Source organism: Clostridioides sp. ES-S-0006-03 (assembly GCF_020662275.1).
Classification (GTDB): domain Bacteria; phylum Bacillota; class Clostridia; order Peptostreptococcales; family Peptostreptococcaceae; genus Clostridioides.
Window position 1 is genome coordinate 22,615 of sequence record NZ_JADGMM010000018.1, and the last position, 22,183, is coordinate 44,797.

Genomic DNA, 22,183 nt, shown 5'->3' on the forward strand with positions numbered 1-22,183 from the left:
AATTGCAATAAATAATAGTACTACTATCATTTTTCATACTATCCTTCAAATTACATAATAATACTATCACTATTTTCTATTGTTCCTCTAAAAATATCTTTTTTTGAGAAGAACATTTTTCAAAAGTCTCTTCTGTAATCATTTTTTCGTCTTTTAACTTTTCTAAAATTGTAACATATTCTAAGCATAGCTCCTTTAATTCCTTTTTAACATCATCAATATTACTATACATAGTAATTACCCCCTTAATAATTAAATCAAACTAAAATAATAGATTACCTTCTTCTATGCTTAATATTTTTATTAGTTTATTATTCATATTTTATTTATATTTTTGCTTTGCTTTTTATATATTAAATTTATTGACCTAAATACCTTCATTTTGTTAGCCATATCTTTTCACCAAATACTAACACAAAAAAAGTCCGCATCTAAATTAGCGGACTTTTATGACTATAATATATGATTTTTTACATAAGCTATTCTATTTAAGCAAGTTTCTTTTCCTAAAACTTCCATTACTTTTGGTAAATCTGGGCCATGCATTTGTCCTGTCAAAATTATTCTTGACCCCATAAATAAATTTTTCCCTTTTATTTTATACTCTTTTTGTATCTCTTTAAGCATTGTTTGACCAAACTCAGCATTTAATATTTCTGCTTTTTCTATTTTTTCTTGTAAGGCATCTATTAAAGTAGGTATATGTTCTAATTTTAGGAAGTCACTTCCTTCTTCAGTTTCTATCTCTACATTATCTCCAAAGAATATACTCGCATGCTCAGTAACTTCTTTTACATATTGTAATTTTTCTTTAAGCACTGATATCATACTCTTTAAAAATTCATACTTACTAGTAGCTTCTGCTTCTGTTATAAACCCATCTTCTATTAAAAATGGTATAGCTAAATCTGTTAGGTAAGCATCATCACCGTCTTTTATATAATGTTGATTAACCCAGTTTAACTTTTCAGTATCGAATACCCCTCCACTTTTAGATACTCTTTCAACAGAGAAAGCTTTTTCTAACTCTTCCATTGTAAATAACTCTTGATTATCTTCTGGAGACCAACCAACTAATGCTACATAGTTTACTAATCCTTCTGGTAAATATCCTTTTTTCTTAAAATCTTCAACTGCTACATCACCTTGTCTCTTACTTAATTTTTTCTTTTCTTTATTAAGTATATTTGGTAAATGTACAAATACTGGCGCTTCCCATCCAAATGCTTCATATAAATAAACATGTTTTGGAGTAGATGATACCCACTCTTCTCCTCTTATAACATGTGTAATTTTCATTAGATAATCATCTACCACTACTGCAAAATGATAAGTTGGGAATCCATCTGTTTTCATCAAAACTTGGTCATCTAAATCATTAGTATTGAATTCCATGTCTCCTCTAACTAAATCAGTAAATTTAATTATATGATTTTCTGGTAATTTTAATCTTATAACATATGGTACTCCTGCTTTTATATTAGCTTCTACCTCTTCTTTAGATAGGTTTTTGCAGTGACCATCATATTTAGCAGTTTCTCCTGCTGCCTTTTGAGCATCTCTTACTTCATCCAATCTTTCCTTTGTACAGAAACAATAATAAGCTTTTCCACTATCTAAAAGTTGTTTTATATATTCTTGATATATATCTAATCTTTGAGATTGAATATATGGTCCATATTCTCCTTTTTGTATTACTTTTTCATTATCATCTAATATAACTCCCTCATCATGATTGACGCCAGCCCATTTCATAGCATTAAGCATATTTTCTATAGCACCTTCTACCAATCTACTTTGGTCTGTATCTTCTACTCTTAATATATATTCTCCGCCCATTTTCTTTGCAAATAAATAGTTATATAAAGCAGTCCTTAAACTACCTATATGTACAAATCCTGTTGGACTTGGTGCAAACCTTACTCTTATATTCATTTTTACTTCCTCCTGATATTTTATTCAATATAACTATAATATTAAACTAGTACATTGTTTTGCAAGTTTATTTTTAATCAAACTTAATAATAATATCCTTTTTATTCAAAAATACACATGTTTATTATATCAGAAAATACTAGATTTAATTTCATAAATCTTTCTTTTAATCCATTTATTTTTCCAAAAATTAAAGGTATTATTTATAACTATTCATAAATGCTTCTTGTATATGTTTCTTGCGATTAGAATCGTCTTTAACATCATTTAAAGATAAAGTTTTACTTTTAAAATTTTTAATCTTCTCATTCATATTATTATCACCTATTAAAATTATTATTAATCTTAACAGAATAGTAAAAAATAAAAAACTGGGATGTAAAGTATTAAATACTTTACATCCCAGTTTTTTATTTTTACATTTATTTAAATATATGATTCTAGTATGCTTTTGCCATTACTACCATATGCTCTGCTTCTTTTCCACAATATACACACTTGTGACCTAAGTTTTCTTGTTCAAAAGGTAAGCATCTTATAGTTGCCCCTGTTTCTTCCTTAATCTTTGCCTCACATTCAGCATCTCCACACCACATAGTTTTTATGAATCCTGGTTTTTCTTCCAAAGCTGTTCTAAATTCATCCATATTTTCAACTACAGATGTGTTATCTTCTCTATGTTTTCTTGCTCTTTCAAACATATCATTGTGTATAATATCAAATAAATCATATACAGCATCAGCTAATCCTTCTAAAGGCATAGCACTCTTTTCTAGAGTATCTCTTCTAAATATCATAGCTTGATTATTTTCTATATCTTTTGGTCCAATTTCAATTCTTATTGGTACACCTTTCATTTCCCACTCATTAAATTTCCATCCAGTTGTATAGTTATCTCTATCATCAACCTCTACTGTTACTCCTTTAGCTTTTAAATCTGCATATATTTTATCAACAGTTTCCATTACATTGCCTTTTTTAGCAGCTATAGGAACTATAACAACTTGTATTGGAGCTACTCTTGGTGGTAAGACTAATCCTCTATTATCACTATGAGTCATTATAAGCCCACCTATAAGTCTTGTAGATGCTCCCCAAGATGTATGATATGGATTAGCTAAGTTACCTTCTCTATCTGCAAAAGTAATATCAAACGCTTTTGTAAAGTGTTGTCCTAAGAAGTGACTTGTACCTGATTGTAATGCTTTCCCATCATGCATCATAGCTTCTATAGTATATGTTCTCTCACCACCTGCAAATTTTTCACTTTCACTTTTTTGACCAGATACAACTGGCATTGCAAGCAATTCCTCACATAAAGCTTTATATATTTCTAATTGTTGTATTGTTTCTTGTTGTGCTTCTTCTGCTGTTTCATGTAATGTATGACCCTCTTGCCATAAGAATTCAGATGTTCTTAAGAAAGGTCTAGTTGATTTTTCCCATCTAACAACTGAACACCATTGATTATAAAGATATGGCAACTCTCTATATGATTTTAGCCATTTAGCATACATTGTACATATTATAGTTTCTGAAGTAGGTCTTACACATAGTCTTTCTTCTAGTTTTTTATTTCCTCCATGTGTTACCCATGCAACTTCTGGAGCAAACCCCTCAACATGCTCTGCTTCTTTGTTTAATAAACTTTCTGGTATCAATAATGGAAAATAACAGTTTTTATGTCCAGTTTCTTTGAATTTTTTATCCATAAATTCTTGCATTTTTTCCCATAAAGCATATCCATATGGTTTTACAACCATAAATCCTTTTACTGGTGCATAATCAACTAAATCAGTCTTAGTTATAACATCTGTATACCATTGTGGAAAATCATCTTCCATCTTTGTTATTTCTTCAACAAATTGTTTTTCATTTTTTGCCATCTTAATTACCTCCTCATTTATTATGTTTTTATACAAAAACACCCTTTTATCTTTTTATATAGATAAAAGGGCATTTATAAAGTACAACTCTGATTATCTATACAGTAGCTTTCTTTAAATTATTATCCTAACTTAACATTGTTTTTGATAAATTCTGCTTTTACTTTTTCACTTATTTCTTCTATTTTAATTAATTCTTTATCTTCTTCATATCTAAGTTTAAATTCTACTTTACCTTCATCAATATTTTTACCTACTGTAATTCTCATAGGTATTCCTATTAATTCTGAATCATTGAATTTAACACCAATTCTTTCATCTCTATCGTCTAACAAGACTTCTACACCCATATCTTGTAAATCATTATATATCTTTTCAGCTAATGACATTTGTTCCTCATTTTTCATATTTGCTGGAACTATCACAACATGATATGGAGCTACTGATAAAGGCCAAATTATACCTTTTTCATCATTATGTTGCTCAATTATAGCTGCTGCTGTTCTTTCTACACCTATACCATAGCATCCCATTATTATAGGTTTTGATTTACCATCTCTATCAATAAAGTTTGCATTCATAGCTTCTGAGTATTTAGTTCCTAACTTAAATATATGTCCTACTTCAACACCTCTAGCTATTTCAAGAGGTTTACCACATACTATACATTTGTCACCTTCTTGAACATTTCTAAAGTCTCCAACTATACCCTCAAAATCTCTTCCATAGTTAGCATTTCTTATATGATACTCAGTCTTATTAGCTCCAACAACTATATTTCTTTGCTCAACAATTTCTTTATCTATAAAGACATAATCAGCATTTACTCCTATTGGTCCAGCAAACCCAACCTCTGCATTAGTTACTTTTCTTACAACGTCGTCTGTAGCAAGTGCAAATTCTATAACAGAACCTATTGCATTAGATACTTTAACTTCATTAACCTCTCTATCTCCTCTTACAACAACTACAACTGTTTTCCCATCTGCTTCATATACTAAAGTCTTAGCAAATTTATCTGGAGAAGCATTTAGGAATTCTTCTAATTCTTTTATTGTAGCTGCTCCTGGTGTATGAACTTCTTCTAATTCCTTCATTTCTTCTTTTTCTGATACTGCATTACAAGACTCTGCTCTTTCTACATTAGCTGCATAATCACATCCACTACAGAATACAACTTCATCTTCTCCAACTTCTGATTTAACCATAAATTCAGCTGATGTAGAACCTCCTATAGCTCCTGAATCTGCTTGAACTGGACTGTTATCTAATCCACATCTATCAAATATACTTACATATGCATCAAACATATCTTGATATGATTTATCTAATCCTGCTTCATCTACATCAAAACTGTATGCATCCTTCATTGTAAAAGTCTTAGTTCTCATAACACCAAATCTTGGTCTTCTCTCATCTCTATACTTAACTTGTATTTGATACAAATTAAGTGGTAATTGTTTATATGAAGTAATCTCTTGTCTTATTATGTCAGTAAAAGCTTCTTCATGTGTTGGCCCAAGGCAGTACTCTCTTTCTGTTCTATCTTTTAACCTAAACATTTCTGCACCCATAGCAGTCCATCTTCCAGATTCTTTCCACAATTCTGATGGAAGTAAAGCCGCACATAGTATTTCTTGACAATCTTTTTTATTTAATTCTTCTCTAATTATTTGCTCAATTTTTTTAAATACCCTTAACCCCATTGGTAATTGATTATAAACCCCTGAAGTCATTTTTTTTATCATTCCTGACCTTACCATTAATTGATGGCTTGTAATTTCAGCATCTGCTGGAATCTCCTTCAATGTTGGCATAAACATTTTAGACATTTTCATTAATAAATTCCTCCTGAATATTGTTTTCCTGAAAATATAAAAAACCTCTCATCTCTATACAAGTATAGAGACGAAAGGTTTGATTTCCGCGGTACCACTCTAGTTAGCTATATAAATAGCTCTCTTTAGGGAATGTAACGGTTCCTACCGTAAAGATTTTTATACCTTTAAGCTAAAAGACAGGTTCAAAGACTTCCTCTTGAAAACTCTCACCTCTGTTTTCTCTCTGTGAAGATTTCATCATTTTACTATTTCTTTATCATAGCTAATTTTATATTTATATTAATTTTACTTAAATTCACATATTATAGATATTCTATATAGGCCTATTATTTGATATCCATTAAACTTATTACTAATAATATATTAATTATTCTGACTTGTCAATAATAATAAACAAATACTTTGTGAAGCTATTCCTTGTTTTGCACCTGTAAAACCAAGACCTTCTTCTGTAGTTGCTTTTATATTTATGTTTTCAATATCTGTATTTAAAACTTTTGCTATATTTTTTCTCATATTCTCAATGTGGGGAGCCATCTTAGGACTTTGAGCAATTATAGTACTATCTATATTTCCAATTTTATACCCTTTGCTTGTTATTAGATTATATACATGTTCTAGTAATTTCATACTATCTATTCCCTTATATTTTTTATCTGTATCTGGGAAATGCTTACCTATATCGCCTAAAGCTAGTGCTCCCAAAATAGAATCCATTATTGCATGTATCAATACATCAGCATCAGAATGACCTAGTAAGCCCTTATCATGTGGTATCTCTACTCCACCAATTATAAGTTTTCTTTCTTCTGCCAATTTGTGTACATCATATCCCAATCCTATTCTCATATAATTCTCCTTCTACTATTCACTTCATCTCTTTTTTCCATGTTTAATATTTGTTCTGCTATATTTAAATCTTCTGGACTCGTTATTTTTATATTTTCATAAGAACCCATTACCATCGTAACACTTTGCCCTATATTTTCTACTAGCATTGAGTCATCTGTTCCATAATAGTTAGTCTTATACGCTTGTTCGTAAGCATTTATTATAAGATTATATTCAAAAGTTTGAGGGGTTTGTGCCGCCCACAATAGTCTTCTTTCTGGAGTTTCTTGTACTGTACCATCAGATACTATTTTTATAGTATCACTTACTGGTACACCTACAACTACGGCCTTTTTTTCTTTAGCCATTTTTATAGATTCATTTATTATTCTGTGGTCTACAAAAGGTCTCGCTCCATCATGAATAAGTACTATATCACAATTTTTATCTAGTTTTTTTAATCCATTATATATTGAGTCTTGTCTTTCTTTTCCGCCATATGCTATTTTTATATTTTTAAAGTTATATTTATTTATTATATTTTCCTTAAAAAAATCTTCCTCTTCTTTTTTTATACATACCACAATTTCATCTATATTTATATTTTCGTAAAAAACTTGAATTGTATGCGCTATGATTTCTTTTTCTCTTAATTTTATGAACTGCTTATTTACGTCTAAGTTCATTCTCCTTCCACTTCCTGCCGCAACAATTATAACACTATACATGGTATCACCTCGTATTTTATTTTTACCTATCATTTATTAAAACTTTTAATGTTTTTATATTTTAACCATCTGATTAATTATATATTAAATTTTCAGTTGTATAAATAGGTAATATCCATTTTCTAACCTAAAATATGTGCATCTGTTGCAAATTATATTGATTTTTCAATAACTTCATCTTTTTATTTTACAACTTTGTAACAGTTTGTATATCTATAAAAAATGTTTAAACCTCTAGATTGATATAAAACAAGTTTATCAATCTAGAGGTTTTGTATTAGAATATTAAATTAATTAAATCTATGTAATTCGGATAATTTTCTAAAATATTGTTTTTTATTTCTTGTTTATCAAAATCTACTTCTATTAATTTATCCATATTGACTATACCATCTATACAAGAAATAAAACATTTTGATATTTTCCATTTATTAACATGTAAATTGATTTTCCTTCTATTGTCAATTGGTAAAACTATTTGAAACTTAGGCGTTTTATTATATATCCATTCTGTTTTTTTATATTTATCTTCTACCAGATTGTATACACTTTTGATATCATCATCGTCTAATTCAATTTCTTTTATATTTTTTATATTATTTTTTATATAATCAACACAATAATCTAAAAAATAGTTTATATCTTTTTTGAGTAGAAAATTAATATTTGTAACTTTACTTGAAACAGACTTAGTTGCCTTTGATTCTGTTGATTTATCTGAATTTAAATACTTAGTTAATTTATTTAAATCTGAATCATAAAGAAGAGTTCCATGATAAAGAGAATTTTGCCTTTTTATAGATTGTGCAGAACCAGAAATTTTTTTACCATTTAAAAATAAATCTTTTCTTTCTGTTATAGATACATTTAATCCCAATGATAAAAGCATACTTTGCATAAATTTAGTATGTTCTAAAAAATCGATTTCATGAAGATTCCTATTTTTTTGTATAAATGACATATTGATATTTCCTAAGTCATGATACACAGTACCTCCACCAGATATTCTTCTTAAAATGGGAATTTCACCATTTTCAATAACATCATAATGTATCTCCTGATATGGATTTTGATTTTTTCCTATAAAAATAGATTCTTCATTTCTCCATATGATTATGATATCATCATTATATTTCTCATTTAAAAATAGATACTCTTCTAGAGCTAAATTAAAGTAAGGATTGGTGTTTTTGTTTAATAAGTAATACATAAAAATTCAGACTCCTTTTATATTTTATCTTACTATTTATTTTAAATTAAAATAAGTTTATATAGTATTTAACTTTAAATTATTCTTTCTAAATCATTAAACCTATTATAACATAATACAACTCCTTACTATTACTGAACATCTGTGTTTTTTATTATTCTGAGAGTTTTATTAAATTTACTTATCCTGACCATACACATTAAGAAATACATTTCTAGCTCTTTGAACTTCTTCATCTGGTAATAATACTGGTGTCCCAATTGATTTTGCTAAATAATATACTTTTGCTGCATCTTCTAACATTACAGCTGCGGTAAGTGCATGCTTTACAGATGGACCAACTGCAATCACTCCATGATTTGCCAAAAGACATGCTCTCCTATTACCTATTACATCAATAACACATTTTCCCATCTGATTAGATGTTGGTGCTGAAAATTTTGCAACTGGAACTGAACCTCCTACCTCATTTGCAAGAGTTGTACTTGCACACTCTATAGACTCATTTAAAATTGCAAAGCAACTTGAATATGTAGAGTGTGTATGTATTATACTATTTATATCATCTCTATGTTTATATATATATAAGTGGTCTGGTGAATCTACTGATGCCTTCCATTTACCATCTACAGTATTTCCATCTATGTCTATTAAAACAATATCACTTGGTGTAAGATTTCTATAATCCATTCCACTTGGTGTGATTGCTATATATCCAGTTTCTTCATCTCTTCCACTTACATTTCCTCCTGTCAATGTAACTAAATTATAGTTTAGAAGGTCTAAAGACGCTTGTAATACCTCTTTTCTCAAATTTTCTAATAACATTAGCTAAATCCTCCCATTCATTAGAAACATAGTTCTATATGTTCCTGTTATATATCTTACACAATAAGATTTTATTTCCGCTATTTTGATTGAAAATTCTAAAAAACCTTTATAAGATTTAAACTTATCTCTTTATACTAAACATAAACCAATTTTAATTTGAAATTTTCATTTTTTATAGTTCATTACTCTTTAATCTTTTATTTCTAAATTTTAATGATTCTGGATGCAAACATTCTTCTAATTCAATAAAATAATTATATAGTTCTGTATTGTCATTAAACATGTTTGTTTTTATCCAATATCTCCCCTTAATAAAACTACCATCATTAATTTTTAGATACATTTTTTTGTCATGAAATTCTCTTATTCTTATTTTTTTTATATCTTTAATTTCATACTCATGTATAGAATTAAATGAACTAAAATATATATATTTATTGTCCATAGTAATCATGTTAGGATTACTTGAGGATACAAAAGTATTAAATATTCCATAAGTACAAATAACTATCATCAAGCTATATATATTAATACTAGGATTTATATAATTATTAAATAGTGCATAAATCAATATTAAAATCATAAAAATCCCTGGTATTGTTACACTAACTATATATCTTTTAGAATCATATATATATTTTTTCATAATTTATACACTCCTTAATAAAATTACATTTAAGCTTCATCTTGTGTAGATAATACTTTATTTTCCTTTATTATTCTACTTCTATTATAGATAGCCATCCCTAAAGCTATAACTGCCAAAATTATTCCTCCAATTACTTTGTAATTCATAATTTTTACAAATACCCAGCTTAATGGATTTGCTCCATCACAAATACTTGAAATCATAGTTGCTCCTTCAGGCATTTTAAAGCTTGCATTTAAAGCCATTTGAGTAAATAGTGGTGCTAAATTAGTTGCTATTAATAGCCCAGAAGTAATAATAACTATTCCTATTATTAAAGTTCTAAATACATTTCCTTTTGTAATTGGAACGATTAAAACAAGTGCAAATGGTATTACAGCTAAATCTGCAAATGGTAAAACTTTATTACCTGGTAATATAGCTGCTATAACTATAGTTAGAGGCACTAGTACTAATGCAACTGACAATGTAACAGGGTGTCCTATTCCTACTGCAGAATCTAAACCGATGTATATTTTACCTCTATTTTTAAATCTCTTTTCAATAAATTCTTGTGCTGCCTCTGATACTGGCAACAAACCTTCCATTAATAAAGCCGCCATTTTGGGAATTAGTATTAAAACAGCTCCCATAGTTATCCCTAACTGCAATATACCTTTTATGTCATACTTGGCTGCAATACCAATTATTATCCCTATTAAAGACCCCATTATTAAAGGTTCTCCAAATAGGCCAAATTTTTTTTGTAATGTATCAGCATTTATTTCAATTTTATTTATCCCTGGAATCAAATCTAATACTTTATTTACAACTATAGCAATTGGAACAAATGCTTGTGTAAATCCATGAGGAAGAGATATACCTGGCATCCCTAAGTATTCTTCTATCCCTGGGGCTGTTAAGTCTGCCATTACTAAAACAATTACCATATTTGCTACTGCTGCAAATACTCCCCACATAACACTTTGCGTAGCCCCTGCCACCAAAGCTCCTGTAAATGCAAAATGCCAGTAATCCCATATATCTACATCGACAGTTTGAGTTGTATTAGTAATTAACATAACTATATTTACTACAAGTCCTATTGGAATAATTAAAGCACCCACTGTTGATGCAAAAGCTATAGCTGATGCTGCTGGCCATCCAACATCTATTATGGATAGGCTTAATCCTAAGTTCTTAACCATTTGTTGTGTAGCTGGACCTAAGTTATCTGTTAACAAAGCTATAATAGTATTAAGACCTATAAATCCAACTCCTACTGTTAAACCAGCTCTTAAAGATTTTCCAAGCTTTGTACCTAATATCAAGCCAAAAATACATATTATTATTGGCATCATTACTTGTGCACCCAAACCAACAATGAAATTTAATATCGCCATCTAAATTTCCTCCTTCATTTAATTTTCAGTCTCTAAAACCGCAAGATTTTAGAGACTATTTCATTTAAAAATTCAAATTATAATTCTAATTTTTCAAGAACTTCTTTGATTAATTTATCCATTCCTACTCCAGTTAAAAAAGGCAGTCCATTTATTACAGGTGTTTTTATACTACTAGATATTTGTGTAGTACAGATTATTAAATCATAATCTGGTGCTTTTGAAGCTACCTCTACTACTTTACATTGTGTAATACTAACCCTATCTAATTTACCAGCTTCTTCTAATGCCTTCTTTAACTTGTTTATAGCAATTGTTGAAGTACATACTCCTGTTCCACATGCAACTAATATTTTTTTAGCCACATTATTCACCCCCATTAAAATTATTTTATTTTTAAAGATATCTGTAATTAGAAATCTTTGATAACTTTTTATATTTTTAATACTATTTTTGTATGTTTAATTATTCAACTTAGAATTTAATAAATTACTTAAACTTTCTTCTCTTAAATCAATAATATTATTTAACATATTTTCATCTTGGAATATGGTCATAAGTCTTTCTAATAGTTGTAATTGCTCTTGTGGCTCTTTAACTGCCAGCATAAATATAACCTTTACATCAATTTCAGTGTCATCTGTACCCATCATTATGAATTTTACAGGTTTATTTAATATGCCAATAGCTATCCCTGGTTCATTTACATGGACTATATCTGTATGCGGTATTGCTACTCCATAGATTCCTGTTGGCAGTCCTGTAGCATATTTTTTCTCTCTTGCTATAACTGCTTCTATATAACTTTCTTTTACATATTGTTCGTCAAACAAACGTTGTCCTAAAAACTTCAAAGCATCTTCATTACTTGATACCTCAATATCTTTAAAAATTAAATTACTACTGATTATTTGCATTGACTCCATCTAATATCATCTCCCTAATAAAATCTCTATCTTTAATGTTTTTAATTTTTTTAAATTCATCTGTTTCTATAAATGTAAGTAGAGTATTCAATGGATTAAAACATTTCTGGTCTACAGCTAGTAGAAGTATTATTTTTACTTTGTTTTTACTCCATACAATAGGATTTTTTAAGATAGCTATGCTTATTGCTGGTCTGATTACATCAATCCCATCTGTATGAGGTATTGCTATTCCGTCTGACAACTCAGTTGGAAATAAATTATCTCTTTCCACTACTTTTTTATAGAAATTTTTTGTTACATAGCCTTTTTCTCTAAGTTTTTTGCTCATGTATTTAAGTACTTCTTCTTTTGATTTAATTTCTAAATCTACAAATATGTCTTCTTTTTGGATTAAATCAGATAATTCATATTTTTTATTTGTTTTAGCAATTTGATTTGTATCAATTAAGTTATTTATTTGATTTAATTTTGTTTTATCATTAATGTCTACTAGGCTAAAAAATGGGATGTTTGGTATCTGAGGGTCAATTGTTCCAACTATTGCGATTACATTTTTTTCATTACTTATTTGTTTTATCTCTAAATCAAGACTTGGATATTCAATCATACCAATAGTCTCTATATCAACCTTTTCATTTATCCCTTTAATGCTTTCCTCTAAACTTTGCTTTATCTTGCAAGCTCCTCCTAATCCAGTAATACATAATGTTACAATTATAGGCTTTCTATTGTCTACTTTTGAGTTGTTCTCTTTGCTAACTTTATCTTTTACTAATGGCTCTATATTTTTAACTTCATCAACTATCTCATCTATTGTTAAATCTGGTAGAACTGCTCTTCGTATGACTTCTATACAGAGTAATGTATCAAATCTAGATATTGTTCTTATATCAATCCCTGTTTTTCCAGAGATAATATCTCCAAAGTACGAAAGGGAACCCATATCAACTAATATAATTACTCCTCTTCCTTCATCAATATCTTTTATTACAGTAGTAGCTTCTTCAATCATTTCTTCTGGCTTTTTCTCAAATGGCATATCCAAATACCTTGCATGATTAATACCTAATAACTTATTGGTAACCTCACATACAGATGACGCGACTCTTCCATGAGCCATTAGAAGTACACCTATCTTTTTTTGTTCAGAAATTTCTCCTCTACTACTCATTTTAAAATATATTGCTATTATACCTATTTCTTCTTTTGGCAAATTTATATTGTATCTTTCCTTTAAATGTTGTGCTACCTTTTCTGCTACAGAATACTCTAATGGATAGTTTCCTATTATCTCTTTTAAATGAGCATTTGATATTACTTTTCCTTCTTTTAATCTTTCAAAAGCTGCTTTTAAATGAATTGCTAGACATAAGTGTAGATTTGGTTCTAATGAATTAAGATACTGTGATGCTATTTTGATTACTTCACAAGTTAACTCTACAATGTATTTTCCAACAATCGGACTTATATCAGGTAAATTCTCAGTGATAGAAACTTTCTTAACTTGTTTTATGTACTTCTGAATACAGCTTTCTAATTCTCCTCCAACAATCCTGTTAATAACATCAAAGTCTAAACCTTGTTCTAATAAATCAATGTGTCTCCTTTCAGTAAGCTTGTATATTTCATCTGGGAAAGTATATATATCTTCATTTTTCTTTTCTATCTCAACTTGAAGGTCTGAATCTATAATTAAATCTCCATCTACATAATTTTCTATCTTTCCTCTACAATTTCTTATCCTTATTAGACCTTGTTTCACATACCCAGGTACATCTGATATATTTATAGTTACTTCTTTTTGTTTATTTGTAAGTTGATTTAATAGTCCTCTAGCACAAGCTACTTGAATATCACTTCTAAGCTGACCTACATTTCCTATACAATCGTAAAGCATAAGAGCTTTTAAGACATCTGATTTTATGTGTATGTTTGCTCCCATTCGTTGGGCTTCTATCAAGAAAAAATTGTTTATAATGTCAAATCTTTCGTTTAATGGTCTTGCAACTAATTCTGGGATTTCAATTGTCACAGGTATACGTCTTTTAAAGGTATTAAGTAAATGAGAATCTATTGGCTCAGAAGTTGCAGAAATAATCATTACATTTATTTTATTTGTAAGCTTTGTTTCTCCTAATTTTCTAACCATTCCTTTATCAATCAATTGAAAGAGTATTTCTTGACCTTCATAAGGCAATCTATGTATTTCATCTATAAACAATATACCCCCATCTGCTTTTGATACTAATCCTTCTTTAGTTTCATCAGCTCCTGTAAAAGCACCCTTAACATGACCAAATAATTGAGATAACAAAAGTTGTGGGTTTTCTGAGTAGTCTGCTGCATTGAAAACTATAAATGGTGCATTTTTAGGAAATCTAGATGATTCTACTGCAAAGTTATACATGCACTCTGCTAACTCGCTTTTTCCAACACCAGTTGGACCCATAATAATAGTATGCAACCCATGGGGAGGATAAAGTATAGCTGCCTTAGCTAATTTGACGATTGTACTTAAACTTCCAGTACTTCCTATTAATTTATCAAAGGCCACATCTATTTTTTCTTCTTTAGCATTTAGTTCCTCTTTTTTATCATCATTTTCTTTATCATGTTTTAAATCACCAGAATCTTGGATTTCTTTTAAATACTGTATAACTGTAAATCTTGATACAGTAAATCCAATACTATTTAATCTTCTTGTTATATCATTTTTATTTATATTTTTTTCTTCTTTTACAATATCTTTTATAGCTTTAATCAAAACAACTTTTCTTCTTTGTCTAGAATCTTCTATTTTTAATTCATTTCTTAAAAAGGTAACATCTTCTCTTCGAATATTTAACATACTTGAAATTGCTTCATCTGTTAAAGGATTTTTCTTATCTTCATTTTCAATTAAGCTTTTTATTCTTTGCCTCATTTCTAATTGTCCCTCCTTACTATTTATATAAGCAACTTACATGCCACATAGTGTTTTTTTTGTGCCATTTTTTACTTCATAAACTTATAACGTTTAAATTAAGCTATTCTTTTATTTAAATATTAAGAAATTTTTTTTTATTTTTCACAAATAATACTTTCGTAAAAAACAAAAAAATCTTTTCTCTTAAATTTTTCTGTAATAAATCTAAAATGACACCCTTATTCTATATTACTATCTTTTTTGTACAACAAAAACTACAAATAACCTTATGATATATTTTTCCAAAAAGAAACCCCTTTTGTATAAATAAATACATTTATACAAAAGGGGTATGGCTAAGTGAGTTTTTAAAGATTTTATATATTATATAAACTTAGGTTAATAGCTTATTTTTTTGGTAAATGTAAGCATTCACCACTTACATCTGCTAAAGCTTCCATCAGAGCTTCTGAAGTACATGGGTGACCAAAAATCAAGTCACTAGCTTCATCAGCAGGTATTTCTAATGCTTTAAATGATGCTGCATGATTTATAAGTTCTGCTACACCATATCCAAACATATGCACACCTAAAATTTCCCCATACTTAGCATCTGATATTACTTTTACATATCCTTGCTCTTGTCCAGAAGCTAAAGCTCTTCCATTTCCAGCAAAGTTAAATTTACCAATTTTTATATTATATTTTTGTTTAGCATCTTCTTCTGTAAGTCCAACTGATGCAACCTCTGGAACTGTATAAACACAACTAGGTAATGCACTTAAATCTGCTTCTTCATCCATACCTAAAGCATTTGAAGCTGCTACTTCTCCCATTTTAAAAGCTGCATGAGCTAGCATTATACCTCCAGTAACATCACCTACTGCATATACACTTGGTACACTTGTTTCCATTTTACTATTTACAACTATTGAACCTCTATCTATTTTAATATCTAAGTCTTCTACACCAGATAGATTAGCTTGTCTTCCTATAGCATATAGACCTAAATCTGCCTTTATTGGTTCTTCTCCTTCAATACATACTATTATTTTATTTCCTTCTTCTTTAAATTCAGAAACTTTCTTTTCAGTTAATATAGTTATTCCCTTTTTCTTAAGTGAATCTCTTAAAGACTGGCTCAATTCTTTGTCCATTCTTGGAATTATTCTGTCTTCCATTTCTATTATAGTTACTTTAGAACCTCTTGAGTTGAATATCTCTGCAAATTCACAACCTATTACTCCACCACCAATTATTACTAACTCTTCTGGTACTATGTCTAAATCTAAAGCTTCTGTACTAGTTATTATTAATTTTGATTCTATTCCTTTTATTGGTAAGATTCTCACCTTAGAACCAGTGGCAATTATTGTATTTTCTGTATCTAAAACTTTTCCATCTGATAGTATTACTTTATGGGCTTCTTTAACAGTAGCTTTAAGATTAAAGACATCTACACCTCTGCTTTTTAACAACCCACCAACACCAGCTGTAAGTTTTTTTACTACTCTATTTTTATACTTTATAGCCTTTTTTATATCTTGTTCCTTATCAACAGATACTTTTACACCTCTTTTTGATAATTGTTCAATTTCTTCTAATATTTCTACTGTTTTTACATAAGTTTTTGTAGGAATGCAACCTCTATTTAGGCAAGTTCCTCCTAATGTGTCCTCTTCTACTAATGCAACTTTGCCTCCTAATATAGCTGATTTTAGTGCTGATAAATACCCTCCAGGTCCTCCACCTACTACTACCACATCATAATCATGATTACTCTCTTTTTTAATTGTCTTTTCTTCTTTTATTTCTATTTTTTCTGTTTCAACAATTAAATCTTCTTTTGATACGCTTCCAGATAAGTATTTAGCCTTTATTTCTTCTTGCTTTTCTCCCTTTTCTGCTATTACACCTATTACTGTAAATACTGGTAATACTTCTCCTTCTTCTTTATGTATAATTGCAGCAAGTATACCTTCTCCTTCTGATTCTATTTCCATGTTGACTTTATCTGTTGTTATCTCTAGTATAGGTTCTCCAATTTTTACTTCTTCGCCTTCTTGTTTTAGCCAAGATACTATAGTACCTTCTTCCATAGCTACTCCAGCTTTTGGCATTATGACTTCTACTGACATAGGCTATCCTCCTATTTATTTTTTATATATTTTAGTTAATCATCTTATATTCATACAGATATCTTTTACATACAATAATTTTAAATCTAGTAAAATTAAATACATCTTTTTATGTGGTCTATTCAATCTATTTACATAAAGAGTAAAATATCAAAACCTATATAAGCATTGCTAATGGATTTTCTAATAATTCTTTTAAATCTTTTAAGAATTTTGCTGCTACTGTACCATCTATTATTCTATGGTCTGATGTTAATGATAAATTCATTATAGGTTTTATTTTAGCCTCTCCATTTACTGGCACAAACTTATCTTGAGTTGCTCCTACCCCAAGTATCGCACTTGAAGGCATATTTATTATAGGTGTAAATGTCGTTATACCATACATTCCAACATTGCTTATAGTAAATGTATTACCTTCTTGGTCTGCTGGTAGAAGCTTTCCTGTTTTTACTTTTTCAGCAAGTTCTTTGCTTTCTTTGGCTATTTCTTTTAGCGGTTTTTCATTTACATTTTTTACTACTGGGACATATAAACCTTCATCTAGTCCAACAGCAATAGCTATATTTATATCTTTATATCTAAATATTCCATTATCTGTCCATGCTGAATTTAATGCTTGATGCTTTGGAAGTACTCTAGATACAGCCATTACTATTAAATCTGTCATTGTTAATTTTACTCCAGTTGATTCTTTTACTGTATCTATTAATTTTGCTCTAAGCTCTTTAAGTTCTGTAGCATCTACCTCTATATTGAATGTAAATACAGGAGCACTGAAGTAGCTTTCTGACATTCGTTTTGCTACAGTTGCTCTCATTGGATTTGGCTTTTCGAACTCTCCTTCTACTGTATTAAACGTACTTAAATTCTCATGTTTTGATTTTATTTCTTTTGTTTCGTTAGATTTAGATACATCAGCTGATACGATAGTCTCTTGTGTATGTGCCTTTTCTATATCTGATTTTTTTATTTTTCTATTGTATCCAGTACCTACAACATTTTCTAAATCTATATTTAAATCCTCTGCTATCCTTTTTGCTAAAGGAGTTGCTTTTACCTTATTATTTTCTAGATAGTTTAACACATCCACTAGATGTATTCTTCCATTTTCTCCACTTCCAACCAGCCTATCTAACTCTATATTGTCTTTTCTTGCTTGGTTTTTGGCTGCTGGTGTGGCTTTTACTTTATTTGCCACCATTTCTATCCCCCCTTATCTAACAATTAAAGATTTTATTGCATCTTCTATTTCATCAATTCTTGGGACTACTGCTTTTTCTAGCTCTGGATTATATGGTATTGGCACATCTTTTCCACATATTCTTTTTACTGGTGCATCTAAATAATCAAATGATTCACTTTCTGTTATTAATGCTGATATTTCTCCACCTAGACCACCAGTCTTAGCTGCTTCATGGCAAATTAAAACTCTACCAGTTTTACATACACTCTTTATGATTGTATCTTTATCTAATGGATATAAAGTTCTTAAATCTATAATTTCTACATCTATATTTTCTTTTGATAGGTTTTCTGCAGCTTCTTCAACACTTTGTAACATCCTTCCATAAGTGATTACTGTAACATCAGAACCTTCTTTTTTAATATCTGCCTTTCCAATATCAATTACATAATCTCCCTCTGGGACAATTCCTTTTTTTCTATATAACAATTTATTTTCAACAAATATTACTGGATTATTGTCTCTTATAGCTGCTTTTAATAATCCCTTAGCATCTGCTGGTGTTGAAGGTGCAACCACTTTTACTCCTGGTACATGACAAAACCATGCTTCCAAACTTTGTGAATGTTGTTCTGCTGAACCAGTTCCAGAACCTCCAGGACATCTAACAACCATTGGAACCTGAGCCTTCCCACCAAACATATATCTCATTTTTGCTGCTTGATTTACAATCGCGTCCATAGATATTGTAACAAAATCCATAAACATTACTTCCATAATCGGTCTTAACCCAGTTGCCGCTGCACCTGCTGCTGCACCTGCTATAGCTGCCTCTGATATAGGAGTATCTCTTACTCTTTCTGGGCCAAATTCATCTATCATTCCCACTGATACGCCAAATGCTCCTCCATATATCCCTATATCTTCTCCCATAAATATTACATTTTCATCTCTTCTCATTTCTTCTGACATTGCTTCTTTTATTGCTTGTGCATATGTTAATTCTCTTGTACTCATTTTTATTTTCCTCCTTTACTATTTTTAGTCTGCATATACATCATCTAATAAAGATTCTATTTTTGGATTTGGGCTATTTTGAGCAAATTCTACTGCATCTTCTATTGATTTTTTAGCAAAATCTTCAATTATATCTAATTCATTTTCATTTGCCATATTATTTTCTATAAGATAATTTCTTAAAAATTTTATAGGGTCTTTTGCCTTCCACGATTCTATCTCTTCTTTCGTTCTATATACATTTGCATCTGATTTTGAATGACCTAGCCATCTATAAGTCCTACTTTCAATTAATACAGGCCCTTCCCCTCTTCTACATTTTTCAGCAGCTTTTTGTACTGTTTCATATACTTCTATTGGATTATATCCATCTATTGATATTCCTTCTATACCATAAGATGCTGCTCTTGTTGCAACACTATCTATATTCATGTGACGTTTTATACTTGTTGACATGCCATATAGGTTGTTTTCACAATAAAATATTATTGGTAATTTCCATATTGATGACAAGTTTATTCCTTCATGAAATGTACCTTCATTTGATGCACCATCACCAAAACTACATAAAACTATTTTTCCTGTCTTTTTATATTGTTGTGTAAGTGCAGCGCCAGGAGCTATAGTAAGACCTCCACCTACGACTCCATTTGCTCCTAAGTTACCTGACTCAATATCTGCTATATGCATTGAGCCTCCTTTTCCTTTACAAAATCCAGTTTCTTTTCCCATAAGCTCAGCCATCATTTTATTTAAATCTATTCCCATTCCTATAAATTGGCTATGACCTCTATGAGTTAATGAAACCAAATCTCCTTTTTCTAATGCCATTACTGCGGCTACACTTGAAGCTTCTTGACCTACTGATAAATGAGTTGTTCCATGTACCATACCTCTTGCAAAAAACCAACTAACTTTCTCTTCAAACTTTCTAGCTTGATTCATTCTCTTATACATTTCAAGTAATGTTTCTTTTGATAATGTCATATCAATTCCCTCCTATTAATTTTTATCTATATTTCTATTAGTCACAATCTTCTAATAATTCAAGTGCTAAACTGTGATTAATTGCTAAGCTATTTATAAATTTGGCTTTTAATGATGCTTTTATTGCTTCTATCTTTTCATCTCCTGAAGCAACACCTATTGTTCTTTTTATCTTTTTTAAATCATTTAGTTTTACCCCTAGTACCCTTTGATTAAATTCAAGTATAGAAGTTTTTCCTTCCTTATCAAAAGCTTGCAAACAAATTGCGCCTATTGAGTTATACTTTTTTAAATCATCTATATCTTCTTCATGCATATATCCAGAAGCCATTATTGTTGAGTTTAAACTCATAGGATTTCCTATACCTACAATTGCAATAGTTGTTTTATCTATTAAGTCTAGTACTTCTTTAATTTTTTCATCCTTACAAAGCTTTTCTTTTGTAGATAAATCAGACATCACAGCAGGAGCATGTAATAACTTAAAATCTCCTCCAAAAGCTCTTGCTAAACTTACAGCTATTTGATTTGCGTGTATATCTATTTCATTATCTCCAATTCCTCCTAGTAAAGGTATGAACGTAACATTTTTACAGTTGCTTTTTTCTACATATCTAGGAATTTCTTTTAGAGTTGTTCCTATGGAAACCCCAATTATATCATTTTCTTTTACTACTCTGGTAAGATATTCAGACACAGCTCTTGCTAATTCTTGTTTTTGTGTTAATGAGTCTTGTTTATCATCTACCACTATTACTTCTTTCAATTTATATTTTCTTTCTAAACTTCTTTCTATTTTTTGATAGTCATTTTTTAAAACATCAACTATTTGTATTTTTACTATTCCTTGCTCAAAAGCTTCTTTTAATATTCTTGATATTGTTGGTCTTGATATTCCCAATTGATTCGCTATTTCTTGTTGATTCAAATTATCTTCATAATAAAGTGAACAACACTTCATCATTAACCTTAAGTCTCCAATTTTTTTCATTTTCCTTCCTCCAAAATCAAGATTTTTCAATTATTTTTACATTTGTTCAATGATTTTACTTAATTTCAATAACATTATAGAAGGGGTTCGTATAAAAAGTCAACTGTTTTTTTTGTATAATTAAAAATAAGTTGTTACATTAAGTTAAGGAATACTTTTTTTATTTCTTGTTTGACTGCTTTACCTGATAATTTGCTCAATAAGTATTTTGTCTAAAGGAAATTATACAATCGCCAAAAAAGATTTTACTAAAGATGGTAAACTAAAATTGTACTATTTTATGTATAAAGAAATTATTATAAATATAAAGGCATTAAGCAATAAACTTTAAGAAACTGAGATTGAACGAGAATAACTTGAAGTTTCAAAAACTCATTGACTTGCTGATATATCACAGGATTTGAAAACACTATTATCATATATCACAGGATATTCATATCTAATGCTTAATAAAAACTACCGCTTTAGTGAAGAAGAAAGTATAATATTTTTAGATAATATATATAAAAAGTGAGTATATAATGAAAAGTTAATAGACAATTTAAGTCTGACATTTTTTATAGATTTTTCTGGAAAAATACAGCTTAAACATACACAATTTGAAATGATTGCCTTTCTTCAAAACCTTATTGCCAATGTTGCCAATAATCCAAAATCTGAAAAGCAGATATTTGGATTTCATACAGATTTAGAACATTTACATTAATACTACTGACAATGGTGTTGGAATAAACACG

At 29.4% G+C, this 22,183-nt stretch carries 18 protein-coding genes and 1 other annotated feature; all 18 genes read right to left on the minus strand.

Annotated elements, in window-relative coordinates; all coding sequences use genetic code 11:
* Positions 1-76 precede the first annotated feature (76 nt).
* A complete protein-coding gene (locus IR151_RS18040) occupies positions 77-232 on the minus strand; it encodes a hypothetical protein (protein WP_003421202.1) in 156 nt (51 codons plus the stop codon).
* Between the two features lie 221 nt (positions 233-453).
* Positions 454-1,935 carry a glutamate--tRNA ligase gene (gene gltX / locus IR151_RS18045; protein WP_227437069.1) on the minus strand — a complete coding sequence of 494 codons (1,482 nt, stop codon included), beginning with the start codon at positions 1,933-1,935 and terminating at the stop codon, positions 454-456.
* A 440-nt stretch (positions 1,936-2,375) separates the two neighbouring features.
* Positions 2,376-3,821, minus strand: a complete 1,446-nt coding sequence (gene proS, locus IR151_RS18050) for a proline--tRNA ligase (protein ID WP_227437072.1) — start codon at positions 3,819-3,821, stop codon at positions 2,376-2,378.
* 122 nt (positions 3,822-3,943) lie between these two features.
* On the minus strand, positions 3,944-5,659 hold the full coding sequence (locus IR151_RS18055; RefSeq protein ID WP_227437074.1) for a proline--tRNA ligase: 1,716 nt from the start codon (positions 5,657-5,659) through the stop codon (positions 3,944-3,946).
* A gap of 63 nt (positions 5,660-5,722) precedes the next feature.
* Positions 5,723-5,931, minus strand: a binding site (T-box leader).
* Positions 5,932-6,025: 94 nt separating this feature from the next.
* Positions 6,026-6,511, minus strand: a complete 486-nt coding sequence (ispF, locus tag IR151_RS18060; RefSeq protein WP_227437075.1) for a 2-C-methyl-D-erythritol 2,4-cyclodiphosphate synthase — start codon at positions 6,509-6,511, stop codon at positions 6,026-6,028.
* The gene (gene ispD / locus IR151_RS18065; protein ID WP_227437077.1) at positions 6,508-7,221 is read right to left on the minus strand and encodes a 2-C-methyl-D-erythritol 4-phosphate cytidylyltransferase; all 714 of its coding nucleotides are present in this window, start codon (positions 7,219-7,221) and stop codon (positions 6,508-6,510) included. The genes ispF and ispD overlap by 4 nt, the downstream gene beginning before the upstream one ends.
* A 277-nt stretch (positions 7,222-7,498) precedes the next feature.
* Positions 7,499-8,431: a biotin/lipoate A/B protein ligase family protein gene (locus IR151_RS18070; protein ID WP_227437079.1), complete on the minus strand. Its 933-nt coding sequence runs from the start codon at positions 8,429-8,431 to the stop codon at positions 7,499-7,501.
* A gap of 177 nt (positions 8,432-8,608) precedes the next feature.
* Positions 8,609-9,259, minus strand: a complete 651-nt coding sequence (locus tag IR151_RS18075) for a class II aldolase/adducin family protein (protein ID WP_227437081.1) — start codon at positions 9,257-9,259, stop codon at positions 8,609-8,611.
* 175 nt (positions 9,260-9,434) lie between these two features.
* On the minus strand, positions 9,435-9,908 hold the full coding sequence (locus IR151_RS18080; protein ID WP_227437083.1) for a hypothetical protein: 474 nt from the start codon (positions 9,906-9,908) through the stop codon (positions 9,435-9,437).
* A gap of 29 nt (positions 9,909-9,937) precedes the next feature.
* Entirely contained in the window at positions 9,938-11,293 is a 1,356-nt protein-coding gene (locus tag IR151_RS18085) for a PTS galactitol transporter subunit IIC (RefSeq protein WP_227437085.1), read from the minus strand.
* Between the two features lie 77 nt (positions 11,294-11,370).
* Positions 11,371-11,673 carry a PTS sugar transporter subunit IIB gene (locus tag IR151_RS18090; protein WP_227437087.1) on the minus strand — a complete coding sequence of 101 codons (303 nt, stop codon included), beginning with the start codon at positions 11,671-11,673 and terminating at the stop codon, positions 11,371-11,373.
* Between the two features lie 81 nt (positions 11,674-11,754).
* Positions 11,755-12,219: a PTS sugar transporter subunit IIA gene (locus tag IR151_RS18095; RefSeq protein ID WP_227437089.1), complete on the minus strand. Its 465-nt coding sequence runs from the start codon at positions 12,217-12,219 to the stop codon at positions 11,755-11,757.
* A complete protein-coding gene (locus IR151_RS18100) occupies positions 12,194-15,145 on the minus strand; it encodes a sigma 54-interacting transcriptional regulator (protein WP_227437091.1) in 2,952 nt (983 codons plus the stop codon). Before IR151_RS18100 ends, IR151_RS18095 begins: the two co-directional genes overlap by 26 nt.
* Before the next feature lie 389 nt (positions 15,146-15,534).
* Complete coding sequence (lpdA, locus tag IR151_RS18105) at positions 15,535-17,265, minus strand: dihydrolipoyl dehydrogenase (protein WP_227437093.1); 1,731 nt, start codon at positions 17,263-17,265, stop codon at positions 15,535-15,537.
* Positions 17,266-17,422: 157 nt separating this feature from the next.
* The gene (locus IR151_RS18110; protein WP_227437095.1) at positions 17,423-18,469 is read right to left on the minus strand and encodes a 2-oxo acid dehydrogenase subunit E2; all 1,047 of its coding nucleotides are present in this window, start codon (positions 18,467-18,469) and stop codon (positions 17,423-17,425) included.
* A gap of 12 nt (positions 18,470-18,481) precedes the next feature.
* A complete protein-coding gene (locus tag IR151_RS18115; protein ID WP_227437097.1) occupies positions 18,482-19,468 on the minus strand; it encodes an alpha-ketoacid dehydrogenase subunit beta in 987 nt (328 codons plus the stop codon).
* A gap of 24 nt (positions 19,469-19,492) precedes the next feature.
* On the minus strand, positions 19,493-20,455 hold the full coding sequence (locus IR151_RS18120) for a thiamine pyrophosphate-dependent dehydrogenase E1 component subunit alpha (RefSeq protein ID WP_227437098.1): 963 nt from the start codon (positions 20,453-20,455) through the stop codon (positions 19,493-19,495).
* Positions 20,456-20,492: 37 nt separating this feature from the next.
* Positions 20,493-21,446 carry a sugar-binding transcriptional regulator gene (locus tag IR151_RS18125; RefSeq protein ID WP_227437100.1) on the minus strand — a complete coding sequence of 318 codons (954 nt, stop codon included), beginning with the start codon at positions 21,444-21,446 and terminating at the stop codon, positions 20,493-20,495.
* Positions 21,447-22,183: the final 737 nt, after the last annotated feature.

Excerpts from the sequence above, each read along its gene's own strand:
- IR151_RS18095 (WP_227437089.1), bottom strand. The coding sequence starts at position 12,219 with ATGGAGTCAATGCAAATAATCAGTAGTAATTTAATTTTTAAAGATATT.
- IR151_RS18080 (WP_227437083.1), bottom strand. The coding sequence starts at position 9,908 with ATGAAAAAATATATATATGATTCTAAAAGATATATAGTTAGTGTAACA.
- IR151_RS18100 (WP_227437091.1), bottom strand. The coding sequence starts at position 15,145 with ATGAGGCAAAGAATAAAAAGCTTAATTGAAAATGAAGATAAGAAAAAT.
- IR151_RS18040 (WP_003421202.1), bottom strand. The coding sequence starts at position 232 with ATGTATAGTAATATTGATGATGTTAAAAAGGAATTAAAGGAGCTATGC.
- IR151_RS18125 (WP_227437100.1), bottom strand. The coding sequence starts at position 21,446 with ATGAAAAAAATTGGAGACTTAAGGTTAATGATGAAGTGTTGTTCACTT.
- lpdA (WP_227437093.1), bottom strand. The coding sequence starts at position 17,265 with ATGTCAGTAGAAGTCATAATGCCAAAAGCTGGAGTAGCTATGGAAGAA.
- ispF (WP_227437075.1), bottom strand. The coding sequence starts at position 6,511 with ATGAGAATAGGATTGGGATATGATGTACACAAATTGGCAGAAGAAAGA.
- IR151_RS18070 (WP_227437079.1), bottom strand. The coding sequence starts at position 8,431 with ATGTATTACTTATTAAACAAAAACACCAATCCTTACTTTAATTTAGCT.
- IR151_RS18055 (WP_227437074.1), bottom strand. The coding sequence starts at position 5,659 with ATGAAAATGTCTAAAATGTTTATGCCAACATTGAAGGAGATTCCAGCA.
- IR151_RS18115 (WP_227437097.1), bottom strand. The coding sequence starts at position 19,468 with ATGAGTACAAGAGAATTAACATATGCACAAGCAATAAAAGAAGCAATG.
- gltX (WP_227437069.1), bottom strand. The coding sequence starts at position 1,935 with ATGAATATAAGAGTAAGGTTTGCACCAAGTCCAACAGGATTTGTACAT.
- IR151_RS18075 (WP_227437081.1), bottom strand. The coding sequence starts at position 9,259 with ATGTTATTAGAAAATTTGAGAAAAGAGGTATTACAAGCGTCTTTAGAC.
- proS (WP_227437072.1), bottom strand. The coding sequence starts at position 3,821 with ATGGCAAAAAATGAAAAACAATTTGTTGAAGAAATAACAAAGATGGAA.
- IR151_RS18120 (WP_227437098.1), bottom strand. The coding sequence starts at position 20,455 with ATGACATTATCAAAAGAAACATTACTTGAAATGTATAAGAGAATGAAT.
- ispD (WP_227437077.1), bottom strand. The coding sequence starts at position 7,221 with ATGTATAGTGTTATAATTGTTGCGGCAGGAAGTGGAAGGAGAATGAAC.
- IR151_RS18085 (WP_227437085.1), bottom strand. The coding sequence starts at position 11,293 with ATGGCGATATTAAATTTCATTGTTGGTTTGGGTGCACAAGTAATGATG.
- IR151_RS18110 (WP_227437095.1), bottom strand. The coding sequence starts at position 18,469 with ATGGTGGCAAATAAAGTAAAAGCCACACCAGCAGCCAAAAACCAAGCA.
- IR151_RS18090 (WP_227437087.1), bottom strand. The coding sequence starts at position 11,673 with ATGGGGGTGAATAATGTGGCTAAAAAAATATTAGTTGCATGTGGAACA.